The sequence below is a fragment of the Pseudomonas sp. JV449 genome, assembly GCF_032424295.1.
GTDB classification, from domain to species: Bacteria; Pseudomonadota; Gammaproteobacteria; order Pseudomonadales; family Pseudomonadaceae; genus Aquipseudomonas; species Aquipseudomonas marginalis.
Window position 1 is genome coordinate 95,053 of record NZ_VYKD01000005.1, and the last position, 15,816, is coordinate 110,868.

At 61.9% G+C, this 15,816-nt stretch carries 13 protein-coding genes; 9 read left to right on the forward strand and 4 right to left on the reverse strand.

Annotated elements, in window-relative coordinates:
- From murD to lpxC, 9 genes are all read left to right on the forward strand, one after another.
- Positions 1-1,347, forward strand: a complete 1,347-nt coding sequence (gene murD, locus F6S08_RS05705) for a UDP-N-acetylmuramoyl-L-alanine--D-glutamate ligase (protein WP_315871364.1) — start codon at positions 1-3, stop codon at positions 1,345-1,347.
- The gene (gene ftsW, locus F6S08_RS05710) at positions 1,344-2,567 is read left to right on the forward strand and encodes a putative lipid II flippase FtsW (RefSeq protein WP_065924256.1); all 1,224 of its coding nucleotides are present in this window, start codon (positions 1,344-1,346) and stop codon (positions 2,565-2,567) included. Before murD ends, ftsW begins: the two co-directional genes overlap by 4 nt.
- Entirely contained in the window at positions 2,557-3,627 is a 1,071-nt protein-coding gene (gene murG / locus F6S08_RS05715; protein ID WP_315871365.1) for an undecaprenyldiphospho-muramoylpentapeptide beta-N-acetylglucosaminyltransferase, read from the forward strand. Before ftsW ends, murG begins: the two co-directional genes overlap by 11 nt.
- The gene (gene murC, locus F6S08_RS05720; RefSeq protein ID WP_074843928.1) at positions 3,620-5,068 is read left to right on the forward strand and encodes a UDP-N-acetylmuramate--L-alanine ligase; all 1,449 of its coding nucleotides are present in this window, start codon (positions 3,620-3,622) and stop codon (positions 5,066-5,068) included. Before murG ends, murC begins: the two co-directional genes overlap by 8 nt.
- The gene (locus F6S08_RS05725) at positions 5,065-6,021 is read left to right on the forward strand and encodes a D-alanine--D-alanine ligase (protein WP_065949001.1); all 957 of its coding nucleotides are present in this window, start codon (positions 5,065-5,067) and stop codon (positions 6,019-6,021) included. The genes murC and F6S08_RS05725 overlap by 4 nt, the downstream gene beginning before the upstream one ends.
- Positions 6,022-6,025: 4 nt before the next feature.
- Positions 6,026-6,895 carry a cell division protein FtsQ/DivIB gene (locus F6S08_RS05730; RefSeq protein ID WP_027604758.1) on the forward strand — a complete coding sequence of 290 codons (870 nt, stop codon included), beginning with the start codon at positions 6,026-6,028 and terminating at the stop codon, positions 6,893-6,895.
- Between the two features lie 15 nt (positions 6,896-6,910).
- Positions 6,911-8,173, forward strand: coding sequence for a cell division protein FtsA (gene ftsA, locus F6S08_RS05735; protein ID WP_027604757.1), 1,263 nt, complete (start codon positions 6,911-6,913; stop codon positions 8,171-8,173).
- A gap of 66 nt (positions 8,174-8,239) precedes the next feature.
- Positions 8,240-9,445, forward strand: coding sequence for a cell division protein FtsZ (gene ftsZ, locus F6S08_RS05740; protein WP_017526184.1), 1,206 nt, complete (start codon positions 8,240-8,242; stop codon positions 9,443-9,445).
- 112 nt (positions 9,446-9,557) lie between these two features.
- Entirely contained in the window at positions 9,558-10,469 is a 912-nt protein-coding gene (gene lpxC, locus F6S08_RS05745; RefSeq protein WP_003171886.1) for a UDP-3-O-acyl-N-acetylglucosamine deacetylase, read from the forward strand.
- A gap of 106 nt (positions 10,470-10,575) precedes the next feature.
- Here lpxC and F6S08_RS05750 read toward each other — a convergent pair whose 3' ends face one another.
- The 4 genes from F6S08_RS05750 to F6S08_RS05765 form a co-directional block, all read right to left on the reverse strand.
- On the reverse strand, positions 10,576-12,069 hold the full coding sequence (locus F6S08_RS05750; protein WP_315871366.1) for a sensor domain-containing diguanylate cyclase: 1,494 nt from the start codon (positions 12,067-12,069) through the stop codon (positions 10,576-10,578).
- An 86-nt stretch (positions 12,070-12,155) separates the two neighbouring features.
- Positions 12,156-13,484, reverse strand: a complete 1,329-nt coding sequence (locus tag F6S08_RS05755) for an OprD family porin (protein WP_315871367.1) — start codon at positions 13,482-13,484, stop codon at positions 12,156-12,158.
- A 287-nt stretch (positions 13,485-13,771) separates the two neighbouring features.
- Positions 13,772-15,136, reverse strand: coding sequence for a heavy metal sensor histidine kinase (locus F6S08_RS05760; RefSeq protein ID WP_074843934.1), 1,365 nt, complete (start codon positions 15,134-15,136; stop codon positions 13,772-13,774).
- Positions 15,126-15,803 carry a heavy metal response regulator transcription factor gene (locus F6S08_RS05765; protein WP_027604753.1) on the reverse strand — a complete coding sequence of 226 codons (678 nt, stop codon included), beginning with the start codon at positions 15,801-15,803 and terminating at the stop codon, positions 15,126-15,128. Before F6S08_RS05765 ends, F6S08_RS05760 begins: the two co-directional genes overlap by 11 nt.
- Between the last annotated feature and the right edge of the window lie 13 nt (positions 15,804-15,816).

A 15,816-nucleotide genomic window follows, 5' to 3' on the forward strand; every position in this document is an offset into this window, starting at 1 on the left:
GTGTCCCTGATCGCTTCAGACCACTTCCGCATCGTTGTCGGCCTCGGCAAGAGCGGCATGTCCCTGGTTCGCTTCCTGGCGAACCGGGGCACGTCGTTTGCCGTGGCCGATACGCGGGAAAATCCACCGGAGCTGGTCACGCTGCGCCGTGACTACCCGCACGTGGAAGTGCGTTGTGGCGAGCTGGATGTTGAGTTTCTGTGCCGCGCCGATGAGCTCTACGTGAGCCCCGGCCTGGCCCTGGCGACACCGGCCCTGCAAGCCGCAGCGGCCCGTGGCGTGAAGCTGTCCGGCGACATCGACCTGTTTGCACGCAATGCGAAGGCGCCGATCGTGGCCATCAGCGGTTCCAACGCGAAAAGCACCGTGACCACCCTGGTCGGCGAGATGGCGATGGCGGCCGGCAAGCGCGTGGCCGTGGGCGGTAACCTCGGCACGCCGGCGCTGGACCTGCTCAGCGACGACGTCGAGCTGTACGTGATGGAACTGTCGAGCTTCCAGCTGGAAACCACCCACGACCTGGGTGCTGAAGTGGCCACCGTGTTGAACGTCAGCGAAGACCACATGGACCGTTACAGCGGCCTGCCGGCGTACCACCTGGCCAAGCACCGGATCTTCCGCGGCGCCAAGCAATTTGTGGTCAATCGCCAGGATGCGCTGAGCCGTCCGCTGATGGGCGAGGGCATGCCGTGCTGGACCTTCGGCCTGGGCAAACCCGACTTCAAGGCCTTCGGCATTCGTGAAGAGAACGGCGAGAAGTACCTGGCCTTCGAATTCCAGAACCTGATGCCGGTGCGCGAGCTGAAAATCCGTGGCGCCCATAACCAATCCAACGCCTTGGCCGCGTTGGCGTTGGGGCACGCCGTGGGCTTGCCGTTCGACGCCATGCTGTCGAGCCTGCGCACCTTCGGCGGCCTTGAGCATCGCTGTCAGTGGGTTCGCGACCTGGACGGCGTCAGCTATTACAACGACTCCAAGGCCACCAACGTGGGGGCCGCATTGGCCGCCATCGAAGGCCTGGGCGCCGATATCGAAGGCAAACTGGTGCTGATCGCCGGTGGCGACGGCAAGGGTGCCGATTTCAAGGACCTCAAGGCAGCGGTGGCTGCCCATTGCCGCGCCGTGGTGTTGATGGGCCGCGACGCCGATTTGATCGCCGCCGCGCTGGGCGATGCCGTGCCACAGGTGCGCGCCACCTCCCTGGACGACGCCATTACCCAATGCAAAGCCCTGGCCCAGCCAGGCGATGCGGTGCTGCTGTCGCCGGCGTGCGCCAGTTTCGACATGTTCAAGAACTACGAAGAGCGCGGCCAGTTGTTCGCCCGCACCGTGGAGGGCTTGGCATGAGCATTGACTTCAGAAACATCATCAAGCCGTACCCGTCGCCGATCATTACCGGGCGCGGCATCGACCTTGATTTCCCGATGCTCGCCGGTTGCCTCGCGCTGCTGGGCCTGGGCCTGGTGATGATCACCTCGGCTTCTTCCGAAGTGGCCGCCGTGCAATCGGGCAATACCCTGTACATGATGATCCGTCACCTGGTCTACCTGATCATCGGCCTGGGCGCGTGCATCGTCACCATGATGATTCCCATCGCTACCTGGCAGCGCCTGGGCTGGCTGATGCTGATCGGCGCGTTCGGCTTGCTGATCATGGTGATCCTGCCCGGCATTGGCCGCGAGGTGAACGGCTCGATGCGCTGGATTGGCTTCGGTGCGTTCAACGTGCAGCCGTCGGAAATCGCCAAGGTGTTCGTGGTGATCTACCTGGCCGGTTACCTGGTGCGTCGCCAGAAGGAAGTGCGCGAAAGCTGGATGGGCTTCTTCAAACCATTCATCGTGCTGCTGCCCATGGCCGGCCTGTTGCTGATGGAGCCTGACTTCGGCGCCACCGTGGTGATGATGGGCGCGGCGGCGGCGATGCTGTTCCTCGGCGGCGTGGGCTTGTTCCGCTTCAGCTTGATGGTGGTGCTGGCAGTGGCTGCGGTGACCATCCTGGTACAGGCGCAACCGTACCGGATGGCGCGTCTGATCACCTTTACCGACCCCTGGTCCGACCAGTTCGGTTCCGGCTACCAATTGACCCAGGCCTTGATCGCCTTCGGTCGCGGCGAATGGTTGGGCGTGGGCCTGGGCAACAGCGTGCAGAAGCAGTTCTACCTGCCGGAAGCGCACACCGACTTCGTGTTCTCCGTACTCGCCGAAGAACTCGGCGTGGTCGGCTCGCTGTGCACCGTCGCCCTGTTCGTGTTCGTGTGTGTACGCGGCATGTACATCGGCCTGTGGGCCGAGAAGGCCAAACAGTATTTCGCCGCCTATGTGGCCTACGGCTTGTCGTTCCTGTGGATCGGCCAGTTCCTGATCAACATCGGGGTGAACGTCGGCCTGCTGCCGACCAAGGGCCTGACCTTGCCGTTCCTCAGTTACGGCGGCAGTTCGTTGGTGATCTGCTGCGCCTGTCTTGGCTTGTTGCTGCGTATCGAGTGGGAGAGTCGAACCCACCTGGGCAGCGAAGAGATGGAGTTCAGCGAAAGCGACTTCGCCGAGGAGCCGACCCATGGGCGCTAACGTGCTGATCATGGCCGGCGGCACCGGGGGACATGTGTTCCCGGCCCTGGCGTGCGCGCGGGAATTCCAGAACCGTGGCTACACCGTGCACTGGCTGGGTACACCGCGCGGCATCGAAAACGAGTTGGTGCCGAATGCGGGCTTGCCGTTGCACCTGATCAACGTCACGGGCCTGCGCGGCAAGGGCAAGTTGTCCCTGCTCAAGGCACCGTTCGTGTTGCTCAAGGCGGTGTGGCAGGCGCGCAAGGTCATCCGTGAATTGCAGCCGGTGTGTGTGCTCGGCTTCGGTGGTTATGTGACCGGCCCCGGTGGCGTCGCCGCCAGGCTTGCCGGCGTGCCGGTGATCGTGCACGAGCAGAACGCCGTGGCCGGTACCGCCAACCGTCTGCTGGTGCCGTTGGCTGCACGGGTGTGCGAGGCGTTCCCCAACACCTTCAGTGTGTCGGATAAGCGCCGTACCACCGGCAACCCGGTGCGCACCGAGCTGTTTATGGATATCGCCCGCGAAGCACTCGCAGGGCGCAAGGCGCACCTGCTGATCCTGGGCGGAAGCCTGGGTGCCGAGCCGCTGAATAAATTGCTGCCGGAAGCCGTGGCGCAACTCCCTGTGGAATTGCGCCCGGAGATCTTCCACCAGGCCGGCAAGAACCACGATGAAGTCACCGCCACGCGTTATCGCGACGCCGGTGTGGCGGCCAATGTGCAGCCCTTTATCAAAGACATGGCCCATGCCTATGGCTGGGCCGACCTGGTGGTCTGTCGCGCGGGTGCGTTGACCGTCAGTGAACTGGCTGCTGCCGGTCTGCCGTCCTTGCTGGTGCCCTTGCCCCACGCCATCGACGATCACCAGACCCGCAACGCCGAATATTTGGCCGGGGAGGGCGCTGCCTTCCTGCTGCCGCAAAGAACGACTGGCGCCGCCGATTTGGCCGCACGCCTGACCGAGGTTTTGATGCAACCGGAACGACTCAACAACATGGCGAGCACCGCAAGCCGCCTGGCCAAACCTGACGCAACCCGCACCGTGGTCGATATCTGCCTGGAGGTGGCCTATGGTTGAGAATCAGAAAGCCATGCCACAACCGGAAATGCGCCGCATCCGTCGCATCCACTTCGTCGGTATCGGCGGCGTGGGCATGTGCGGCATCGCCGAAGTGTTGCTGAACCTGGGCTACCAGGTGTCCGGCTCGGATTTGAAAGAGTCGCCGGTCACCGAGCGCCTGAAGTCCTTTGGCGCGCAGATCTTTATCGGTCACCGCGCCGAGAACGCTGCCGAGGCTGACGTGCTGGTGGTGTCCAGCGCCGTGAACACCTCCAACCCGGAAGTGGCCACTGCTCTTGAGCGCCGCATTCCCGTGGTGCCACGCGCCGAGATGCTCGCCGAGCTGATGCGCTATCGCCACGGCATCGCCGTCGCCGGTACCCATGGCAAGACCACCACCACCAGCCTGATCGCCTCGGTGTTCGCCGCCGGTGGCCTGGACCCGACCTTCGTCATCGGTGGCCGCCTGAATGCAGCCGGTACCAATGCCCAGCTTGGTACCAGCCGCTACCTGATCGCCGAAGCCGATGAAAGCGACGCCAGTTTCCTGCACCTGCAACCGCTGGTCGCTGTGGTCACCAACATCGACGAAGATCACATGGCCACCTACGACGGTGACTTCAACAAGTTGAAGAAAACCTTCGTCGAGTTCCTGCACAACCTGCCGTTCTACGGTCTGGCCGTGCTCTGCCTGGACGACCCGGTGGTGCGTGAAATCCTGCCCCAGGTCAAGCGTCCGACCGTGACCTACGGCTTCAGCGAAGACGCCGACGTGCGCGCGATCAATGTGCGCCAGGAAGGCATGCAGACCTACTTCACCGTGCTGCGTCCCGACCGCGAGCCGCTGGATGTGTCGGTGAACATGCCGGGCAACCACAACGTATTGAATTCCCTGGCGACCATCTGTATCGCCTCCGACGAGGGCGTCAGCGATGAAGCCATCGTCGAGGGCCTGTCGCGCTTTGCCGGTGTCGGCCGACGCTTCCAGGTCTACGGCCAACTGTCGGTGGAAGGCGGTGACGTGATGCTGGTGGATGACTATGGTCACCACCCGACCGAAGTTGCCGCGGTGATCAAGGCCGTGCGCGGTGGCTGGCCGGAGCGTCGCCTGGTGATGGTCTACCAGCCGCACCGCTACAGCCGAACCCGCGATTTGTATGACGATTTCGTCAATGTGCTGGCCGATGCCAACGTGCTGCTGTTGATGGAGGTCTACCCGGCCGGTGAAGAACCGATCCCGGGCGCCGACAGCCGCAAGCTGTGCAACAGCATCCGCCAGCGCGGCCAGTTGGACCCTATCTACATCGAGCGCGGTGTGGACCTGGCACCGATCGTCAAGCCGCTGCTGCGTGCCGGCGATATCCTGCTGTGCCAGGGCGCCGGTGATATCGGCGGCCTTGCGCCTAAGTTGCTGGCGAGCCCGCTGTTTGCGGCCGCCAAGAAGGGGGCGTCGAAATGACCGCTGACTACGGCTCCCTGTTCTCCACCATCACGCCAGCCGACTTCGGCCGCGTGGCCGTGCTGTTCGGCGGCAAGAGCGCCGAGCGCGAAGTGTCGCTCAAGTCCGGCAACGCCGTGCTCGAAGCGCTGCAAAGTGCCGGCGTGAATGCGTTCGGGATCGACGTGGGCGATGACTTCCTCGCCCGCCTGCAGGCCGAGAAGATCGACCGTGCCTTCATCATCCTGCACGGCCGTGGCGGTGAAGACGGCAGCATGCAGGGCCTGTTGGAGTGTGCCGGTATCCCTTACACCGGCAGCGGCATCCTCGCTTCGGCACTGGCCATGGACAAGTTGCGCACCAAGCAGGTGTGGCACAGCCTGGGTATTCCCACCCCGCGTCACAGCGTTCTGTGCAGCGAAGACGATTGTATTTCTGCAGCCAAGGAACTGGGCCTGCCTTTGATCGTCAAACCTGCCCATGAAGGCTCCAGTATCGGCATGGCTAAAGTGAACTCGGCCGCCGAATTGATCGACGCATGGAAAGCGGCAAGTACCTACGATTCGCAAGTGTTGGTGGAACAGTGGATCCAGGGTCCCGAGTACACCATCGCCACCCTGCGTGGCCAGGTATTGCCGCCCATCGCATTGGGCACGCCCCACACCTTTTACGACTACGACGCCAAGTACCTGGCCTCCGATACCCAGTACCGGATCCCGTGCGGCCTTGACGCAACCAAAGAACAGGAATTGATGGACCTCACGGCGAAAGCCTGTGAGGCGTTGGGTATTGCCGGTTGGGCACGGGCAGACGTGATGCAGGATGACCAAGGGAATTTCTGGTTCCTGGAAGTCAACACCGCGCCGGGCATGACCGACCACAGCCTGGTACCGATGGCCGCTCGCGCAGCCGGCCTGGATTTCCAGCAATTGGTGCTGGCGATTCTGGCCGCCAGCATCGAGCCAAGAGGCTAAGGACATGAAAGGCGCATCGCTTCGTCATCAGCCCCCACAAGCACCGAGCCGCAAGCCGGTGCCACGGGGTGCCAGTCGAATGGTGGCTAAAGAGCCGATGTCGGCGCGCCTGCCGAAAGCCAACTTTGGTTTCCTCAAGGCGCTGTTCTGGCCGGTGATGCTGGTGGTGCTGGGCTTCGGCACTTACGAGGGCGCGCAGCGTCTATTGCCCTATGCCGACCGGCCGATCACCAAGATCAGCGTACAGGGCGATTTGAGCTACATCAGCCAGCAAGCGGTGCAGCAGCGTATCGGCCCGTTCCTGGCGGCGAGCTTCTTCACCATTGACCTGGCGGGTATGCGCCGGGAGCTGGAACAGATGCCGTGGATCGCCCACGCCGAAGTCCGCCGCGTATGGCCGGACCAGGTAACGATCCGCCTGGAAGAACAACTGCCCGTGGCCCGTTGGGGCGATGAGGCGCTGTTGAACAACCAGGGCCAGGCGTTCACCCCGCGTGAGCTGGCCAATTACGAGCACCTGCCGCAGCTGTTCGGGCCGCAGCGGGCGCAGCAGCAAGTGATGCAGCAGTACCAGGCCTTGAGCCAGATGCTGCGGCCAATGGGCTTCTCCATTGCACGCCTGGAATTGCGTGAACGGGGTAGCTGGTTTTTGACGACCGGGGCAGGCAGTTCCGGCCCGGGCATCCAGTTGTTGCTGGGACGCGACCGCTTGGTGGAAAAGATGCGCCGCTTCATCGCCATCTATGACAAGACCTTGAAAGAACAGATTACGAACATTGCGAGCGTCGACCTGCGTTACGCCAACGGCCTTGCCGTCGGCTGGCGTGAACCGGCTGCGCCCACGGCAGCGCAACCCGCTGTCGCGAAGAATTAAGAAGAGGCAGGACCCATGGCAAACGTGCAAAGCGGCAAAATGATCGTCGGTCTCGATATCGGCACCTCCAAGGTGGTGGCGCTGGTGGGCGAGGTCGGGGAAGACGGCACGATCGAAATCGTCGGTATTGGCACGCATCCGTCCCGTGGCCTGAAGAAGGGCGTGGTGGTCAACATCGAGTCCACCGTGCAATCGATCCAGCGCGCCATCGAAGAAGCGCAGCTGATGGCCGGTTGCCGGATTCACTCGGCGTTCGTCGGCGTGGCGGGCAACCATATCCGCAGCCTGAACTCCCACGGCATCGTGGCGATTCGCGACCGCGAAGTCAGCGCCGCCGACCTTGAGCGCGTCCTCGACGCCGCCCAGGCCGTGGCGATCCCGGCTGACCAGCGCGTGCTGCACACCCTGCCGCAGGACTACGTGATCGATAACCAGGAAGGCGTCCGCGAGCCCCTGGGCATGTCGGGCGTGCGTCTGGAAGCCAAGGTCCACGTGGTGACCTGTGCCGTCAACGCCGCGCAGAACATTGAAAAATGCGTGCGCCGCTGCGGCCTGGAAATCGACGACATCATTCTCGAGCAGCTTGCCTCCGCGTATTCGGTACTGACCGACGACGAAAAAGAACTGGGCGTATGCCTGGTGGACATCGGCGGCGGCACCACCGACATCGCGATCTTCACCGAGGGTGCGATCCGTCACACCGCCGTGATCCCGATTGCCGGCGACCAGGTGACCAACGACATCGCCATGGCGCTGCGTACACCGACCCAGTACGCCGAAGAAATCAAGATCCGCTACGCCTGCGCCCTGGCCAAGCTGGCCGGTGCCGGTGAAACCATCAAGGTGCCAAGCGTGGGCGACCGTCCACCGCGTGAGCTGTCGCGCCAGGCCCTGGCCGAAGTGGTCGAGCCGCGCTACGACGAGCTGTTCACCCTGATCCAGGCTGAACTGCGCCGCAGCGGCTACGAAGATTTGATCCCGGCCGGCATCGTGCTGACCGGTGGCACCTCGAAGATGGAAGGCGCGGTCGAACTGGCCGAGGAAATCTTCCACATGCCGGTCCGCCTGGGTGTTCCCCATGGCGTCAAAGGCCTGGGCGACGTGGTGCGCAACCCGATTTATTCCACCGGTGTGGGCTTGCTGTTGTACGGGCTGCAAAAGCAGACCGACGGCATTTCCCTGTCGGGCCCAAGCAACCGTGACAGCTACCGCAGCGACGACGAGGCCAAGGCGCCGTTGTTCGAGCGGTTGCAGGCTTGGGTTAAAGGCAATTTCTAAAGATTTACCGCAACACCGTTTCAAGTAGTAGGCGAAAAAACTAGAGAAAACGAAAGGAGAGGGAACATGTTCGAACTCGTAGACAACATCCCCGCCAGCCCGGTCATCAAAGTGATCGGTGTCGGCGGTGGCGGCGGCAACGCTGTCAACCATATGGTCAAGAGCAACATTGAAGGCGTTGAATTCATCTGCGCCAACACTGACGCCCAGGCGCTGAAAAGCATCGGCGCGCGGACCATCCTGCAATTGGGCACAGCCGTGACCAAGGGCCTCGGCGCCGGCGCCAATCCGGAAGTCGGCCGTCAAGCCGCCCTGGAAGACCGCGAGCGTATTGCCGAAGTGCTGCAGGGCACCAACATGGTGTTCATCACCACGGGCATGGGTGGCGGTACCGGTACCGGTGCAGCGCCGATCATTGCCGAAGTGGCCAAGGAAATGGGGATTCTGACGGTTGCGGTCGTGACCCGTCCGTTCCCGTTCGAAGGCCGCAAGCGCATGCAGATCGCCGACGAAGGTATCCGTCTGCTGTCTGAAAGCGTCGACTCGTTGATCACCATTCCCAACGAGAAGCTGCTGACCATCCTGGGCAAGGACGCGAGCCTGCTGTCCGCATTCGCCAAGGCTGACGATGTACTGGCCGGGGCCGTTCGCGGTATCTCCGACATCATCAAGCGCCCGGGCATGATCAACGTCGACTTTGCCGACGTCCGTACTGTCATGAGCGAAATGGGCATGGCGATGATGGGCACTGGCTGCGCCAGCGGTCCGAACCGTGCACGCGAAGCCACTGAAGCGGCCATCCGCAACCCGTTGCTGGAAGACGTGAACCTGCAAGGCGCACGCGGCATCCTGGTGAATATCACCGCCGGTCCTGACCTGTCCCTGGGTGAGTACTCCGACGTGGGTAGCATCATCGAAGCCTTCGCTTCCGAGCACGCCATGGTCAAGGTCGGTACCGTTATCGACCCGGACATGCGCGACGAGCTGCACGTGACCGTGGTTGCCACCGGCCTGGGCGCGAAAATCGAGAAGCCTGTGAAGGTCATCGACAACACCCTGCATAACAGCCAGGCCAGCCACGCGAGCCAAGCGGCTGCCGCTCCAGCGCCTTCGCGCCAGGAACTGCCGTCGGTGAACTACCGTGACCTGGATCGTCCGACCGTGATGCGCAACCAGGCTCAGGCCGGTGCTGCGGCGTCCCGTAGCCCGAATCCGCAAGATGATCTGGACTACCTGGACATCCCGGCATTCCTGCGTCGTCAGGCCGATTAATGGAATGTATCAGGGCTATGAAGGTGATTGGTGTTCAGCAAAGGTCTGGTCTGCTATTATCGCCAGCCTTTGTTGATACCAGTTCGCAATTTGCGCTGAAGCGGTCCAAGCCATGATTAAACAACGCACCCTGAAGAATATTATTCGTGCCACAGGTGTAGGTCTGCACTCCGGGGAGAAGGTATACCTGACCCTCAAGCCTGCACCTGTCGACACCGGCATCGTGTTTGTGCGTGCCGACCTGGACCCTGTGGTGCAGATTCCTGCTCGCGCGGAAAATGTTGGCGAAACCACGATGTCGACCACGTTGGTCAACGGTGACGTCAAAGTGGACACGGTGGAGCACTTGCTCTCGGCCATGGCCGGTTTGGGCATCGATAACGCCTACGTCGAGCTCTCCGCGTCCGAAGTCCCGATCATGGATGGCAGCGCTGGACCCTTCGTATTCTTGATTCAATCTGCCGGCCTGGAAGAACAGGACGCAGCCAAGAAGTTCATACGCATTCTGCGGGAAGTGACAGTAGAAGACGGCGACAAGCGCGCCACCTTCGTCCCGTTCGAAGGCTTTAAAGTGAGCTTTGAGATCGATTTCGATCACCCGGTATTCCGTGACCGCACCCAGAGTGCAAGCGTGGATTTTTCCAGCACTTCGTTCGTAAAAGAAGTCAGCCGCGCCCGTACCTTTGGTTTCATGAGTGACATCGAGTACCTGCGCAAGCACAACCTCGCACTCGGCGGCAGCGTTGAAAATGCCATTGTGGTCGACGCGGATGGTGTACTGAACGAAGACGGCCTTCGCTATGAAGACGAATTCGTGAAGCACAAGATCCTCGATGCAATCGGTGACCTCTACCTGCTGGGCAATAGCCTGATAGGCGAGTTCAAAGGCTTCAAGTCGGGCCACGCCCTTAACAACCAGCTGCTGCGCAAGTTGATTGAGCAGACAGACGCTTGGGAAGTCGTGACCTTCGAAGATGCCAGCACCGCACCGATCTCTTACATGCGTCCCGTTGCGGCGGTGTAAGTAACAACTCTCTTTCTTTAGTTTTTAAAGGCTGCCTTCGGGTGGCCTTTTTTTATGTGTCTGTGACGCGCCTCCCTCGTTCCCATGCGCAGCGTGGGGGCGATCATCACCCCTCACTGGCATCCACAATCCGATTGCGCCCCGTGTGCTTGGCCTCATACAACGCCCTGTCCGCACTGAGCAGCAAAGCCTCCAGGGACATCCGGCTGCGCTTGTCCCGGGTGCTCATGCCGATGCTCGCCGTGATCGGCTGCTCATCCCCCGCTACCCGTGGTAAATGTTCGATGCTGCTGCGGATATGCTCGGCGATGACCCACGCGCCCTTGGCGTCCGTATTGGGCAGTACAACCGCGAACTCCTCGCCGCCGTAACGCGCCGCGAGGTCGGCAGGACGGCGGATATTGCTGTTGATCACCTGGGCCACCGTACGCAGTGCTGCATCGCCACCATGATGGCCGTGGCGGTCGTTGAAGGCCTTGAAGTGGTCCACGTCGATCATCAGCACGGTCAGTGGTTCGAGCGAACGTTGCGCGCGGTCCCATTCAAGGCGCAGGCGTTCGTCGAGGATGCGGCGGTTGGCCAGGCCGGTCAGGGCGTCGGTGGCTGCCAGTTCTGACAGTACGCGCTCTGCGCGATAACGGCGGCGCAGTTCCCGGCGCAGCATCCAGGTCAGCCATAACAAGCCGATACACAGGATGCCCGTGGCGCCACTGGTCAGCAGTGCGGCGCGCTTCCAGGGGGCGAATACATCTTCACTGGACAGGGCTACTACCACGATCAGCGGCAGGTCTCCGACATTGGTGAAGGTGTACAGGCGCTCCTTGCCGCTGATGGCAGAGATGGCCTGGAAGCTGCCACTGCCTTCGCGCAGCATGCGCTTGAAGTTAGGACGTTCGCTCAGGTCCTTGTCGATCATGTCGCGCTCCAGCAGCGGTTGCTGGGCGAGCAAAATGCCTCGGTTGCTCAGCAGGTTGACGCTGCTGCCGTTGCCGATGGTGAGCGTACTGAAAAGCTGATCGAAGTACGCCAGGCGCATGGTTGCGACGGCAACGCCGGCAAATTCACCATTGGGGCCTGATACGCGCCGACTGAACGCCATGCGCCAGACCTGGTCGCAATCGCAGTGGATCTTGAACGGTCGGCTGATGAACAAACCGGCCTGGGCGTCTTTGGCATGCACCTGGAAGTAATCGCGGCTGGCAAAGTTGCGCGGGGTGGGCTGCAGGGTAGAAGAGTCCGCGATCACTGCGCCGTCTGCGTCCAGCAACAGGACTTCGCCTTTGAACGGCGCAGCGGTAGACAACTCAAACTGCACCAGGTGCTGGATATTCGCCGTAACCTGGGACAGGTCATCGCGTTGCCTGGCAGCAATCAACCCCTTGAGGGCCAGGTCGTAGAGTTCGACGTTGCGCAGCACGTCGGCATTGATCAACTGCGCAATATTGGTGGTTGAGCGCGTCGCGGCCTGCAGGGTGCTGGCGTGTTCGCGGATCAGCAACGCTGCGACGATGACCACGATCAAGACAACAGTGATACCGCTGCCCAAAACCATTAACAGTTCTGGGCGTGCGGGCAGGATACGGACATGGCGTTGGCTCATCGGGCAGACTTCAGCGATGTGGATGCTGGCAGTTTAGTTCTACCCGATGAAAATTAAATACTCGGTTAAAAAGAAAGATCTACGCGTTAGAACACGTTGATCGGGTAGTCGACGATCACCCGGTATTCATCCACATCCCGGTCTACCGCCGAGTAGCCATGACTGCCGCGATTGGTCGCCCATTGCAGGCGCACGGCCAAATCCTTGGCCTTGCCACCCTGCACCACATACTTCAAATCGATATCCCGTTCCCAGTGCTTGGCGTCCTTGCCGTCAGCGCTGTACCAGGCACTGTAGCCACGGCTTTGTGGGTCGACTTTGGTCAGATCGGTCTTACCGCTGATGTAGGACATCGCCGAGGTAAGGCCAGGCATGCCGAGGCCGGCGAAGTCGTAGGCGTACTTGAGCTTCCATGAGCGCTCATTGGGACCGTTGAAGTCCGAGTATTGCTGGGAGTTGTCCAGGTACACGCTGTCGCCCTGGCTGATGTAGTCGAACGGCGTGTTGCCGTTGACCCGCTGGTAGGCGGCGGTGACGCTGTGGTGGCCCACGCCGACGGTGAAGTGCAGGCTGTAGGTGTTGTTGTCGATATCCCCGAGCAGCGACTGGCCGGTGTCCTGGGTGTGGTAGTAGTGCAGGCCCGGGTTGAGGCTGACCAGGTCGTTCAGCGCGTAGGTGTAGTCCAGGTCGTAGTAGTACTGGTGCCACACGTCCTTGAGTTCGGAAGCGTACAGGTTGCTGGTCACTTCCGGGATGCCGCTGAACGACACGCCCGCCCAATTCATGTGCTGGCTGTCAGCGTTGCTCGGCAATGCGCCATAGCTGGTGCCGATGCGTCGGTGGCCGCTCTGGTTGTAGAGCTTGGTGAAGCTGGCCTGGCCGCCTTCGAGCATCCAGCCGTCGAAACTGTGGTTGCTCAGGCTCACGCCACGGAAAGTCTGCGGCAGCATGCGCGTCATGCCGCCGGCGATCACCGGGTTGTTGAGGAACAGGTCGCCGGCCTTCAACTCGGTATCGAAGGCGCGCATCTTCAAGGTGCCCCCTGCGGTGGAAAACGAACCGGGCGCTTTGCCGCTGCCGTCAGTGCTGCCGTAGGGAAGGATGCTGGAACCGTCGGTGCCGCCACCGCCGTCGAGCTTGAGGCCGAGCATGGCGTGGGCGTCCAGGCCGAAGCCGACGGTGCCCTGTGTGTAGCCGGATTCGAAGGTGCCTATAAAACCCTGGCCCCATTCCTTGCTGTCATCGATGTGGATGTCGCGACGGTCGCGGTTCATGTAGTAGTTGCGGGTGTTGATGTTGAGGTGCGAGCCTTCGACGAATCCGTCGGCGGCGGTAGTGTCTGCCGCGTGGGCAAGGGGAACGATCGTTGCTGCAATCGCGAGGAATAACGGGGTGAACGTCAGCGAGTTCTTCACCGGTGGAGCTCCTTTGGTCAATCGAAAACGGCCAGTGTCGTGGGGGTGTGCCTGGCCTTTTTTTAGCGCAAAAAAAAGCCGCTGAAGTCAGCGGCTTTAAGACAGATTCCCAGTGTAGAGCCCTGGAAATAAGTCGAGGGAAATTCGGGTAAGCGGGTCAGCTGCCTTTGCCGTCGCGCTCATCGATGCGTCAAATTAACGCAGGCGAGCGCTGCGATACAGAGTGTAACAAGATAATGACTGTTGCCAAAACAGCAACAGTGATGCTGGGGCCATGGGGGAGATGTCTAGACCGGCAGAGTGATGCCAAAGGTATTGCCGCTGACATCGCTGCGCACGAACACATCACCGCCATGCATCAGCGCAATCGCCTTGACGATCGCCAACCCCAAACCGTGATTCGCCCCGCTGTTGCTGCGCGACGCATCCACCCGATAGAAACGTTCGAACAGCCGGGGCAGGTGTTCGCTGGCAATCACATCGCCAGGGTTGGTCACGCCGATTGCTACCTGATGCTCCAGCACGTCGATGTTCACGTCGATCACCTGCCCGGGCGCGGTGTGCTGCACCGCATTGCTCAGCAGGTTGATCAGCGCGCGGCGCAGGTGGGCTTTTTCGATCTGTACCTGGGCGTCGCCGTGGACCTGCACCCGGACCTGGGCGTCTTCGAGGATGAAGTCCAGGTAGTCGAGGGTGGTGGCTACCTCGTCGGCCAATGAGCTTTCAATCAGCTTGGTGGCCTTGCTGCCCTGGTCGGCGCTGGCGAGGAACAACATGTCGTTGATGATCGAGCGCAGGCGTTCCAATTCCTCGAGGTTGGATTGCAGCACCTCGAAATAATGCTCGGCCGAACGCCCGCGCGTCAGGGCGACCTGGGTCTGGCCGATCAGGTTGGTGAGCGGTGAGCGCAGTTCGTGGGCGACGTCGGCGTTGAACGACTCCAGGCGCGAGTAGGCCTGCTCCACGCGGTCCAGTGTGGAGTTGAACGAGTTGACGAACTGGCTCAGCTCCGGCGGCAGCGGTGACAGTTGCAGGCGCCCGGAGAGCTTCGGCGGCGCCAGCTTCTGTGCTTCATCCGAGAGTTTGCCCAGCGGCTTGAGGCCAATGCGCGACACCCAGAACCCCAGCAGCGCCGCCAGCGCCACGCCGACCAGCGCCAGGCTGACCAGTGCCACCAGCAGATGGTGCTGGGTCGCGCGGAAGTTCTCAGTGTCGATGGCGATCATGAAACGCAGCGGCGGGCGTTGGTCCTTGGCCGGGAACTGGCTCACCAGCACTTTGAACGGGTATTCGCGCCCCGGCAGGTGCAGGTCGCGCTTGCCCGTCGGGCCTTCGGCGAAGGTGCGGATCCGCGCATCGGGGTTGCCGTACTCGTAGTTCGGATCGCTGCTGACGACCCAGAAGCGGATACGCTTGTCTTCCTCACCCAATAATTTGAGCTTGGCTTGAATCTTCACCCAATGGTCCGGCGTGCCGAAGCGGTTCACAGAGGATTCCAACACGCTGTAGCGCGCATCCAGCTCCGCCCCTGGCAGCAAGCCCAGGCTGCGATCCACCTGCTGATACAGCGCGCCGCCGATCAACAGGAATATCAGCGCCGCCACCAGGGTGAACATGCTGCTGAGGCGCAGCGCAATGGAATTAGCCGACACTGCGATTCTCCAGCACATAACCCATGCCGCGAATGGTGTGCAGCAGCTTGTGTTCGAACGGCCCGTCAAGCTTGGCGCGCAGGCGCTTGATCGCCACTTCCACGACGTTGGCGTCACTGTCGAAATTGATGTCCCAGACCATTTCTGCAATCGAGGTCTTGGAGAGGATCTCGCCCTGGCGCCGCGCCAATACGCTGAGCAGCGAGAACTCCTTGGCGGTCAGGTCCAGGCGCACACCATTGCGGCTGGCCTTGCGGCTGATCAGGTCGATCCACAGGTCGGCAACGGTCACTTGCACCGGCTCGTGGCCGCCGCTGCGGCGGGTCAGGGCTTGCAGGCGCGCCACCAGTTCGAGGAAGGAAAACGGTTTGCCAAGATAATCGTCGGCGCCTTCGCGCAGGCCGCGGATACGGTCTTCCACGCGCTCGCGGGCGGTCAGCATGATCACCGGTGTCTGTTTGCGCGCACGCAACGCCCTCAGCACGCCAAAGCCATCGAGGCCGGGCAGCATCACGTCGAGCACGATCACCGCGTAATCGTTCTCCAGCGCCAGGTGCAGGCCCTCGACGCCCTCGCGCGCCACATCGACGGCGTAGCCTTGCTCCGTCAGGCCTCGGTGCAGGTAATCGGCGGTTTTTTCTTCATCTTCAACAATCAGTACGCGCATGAGCCTTTTGCTC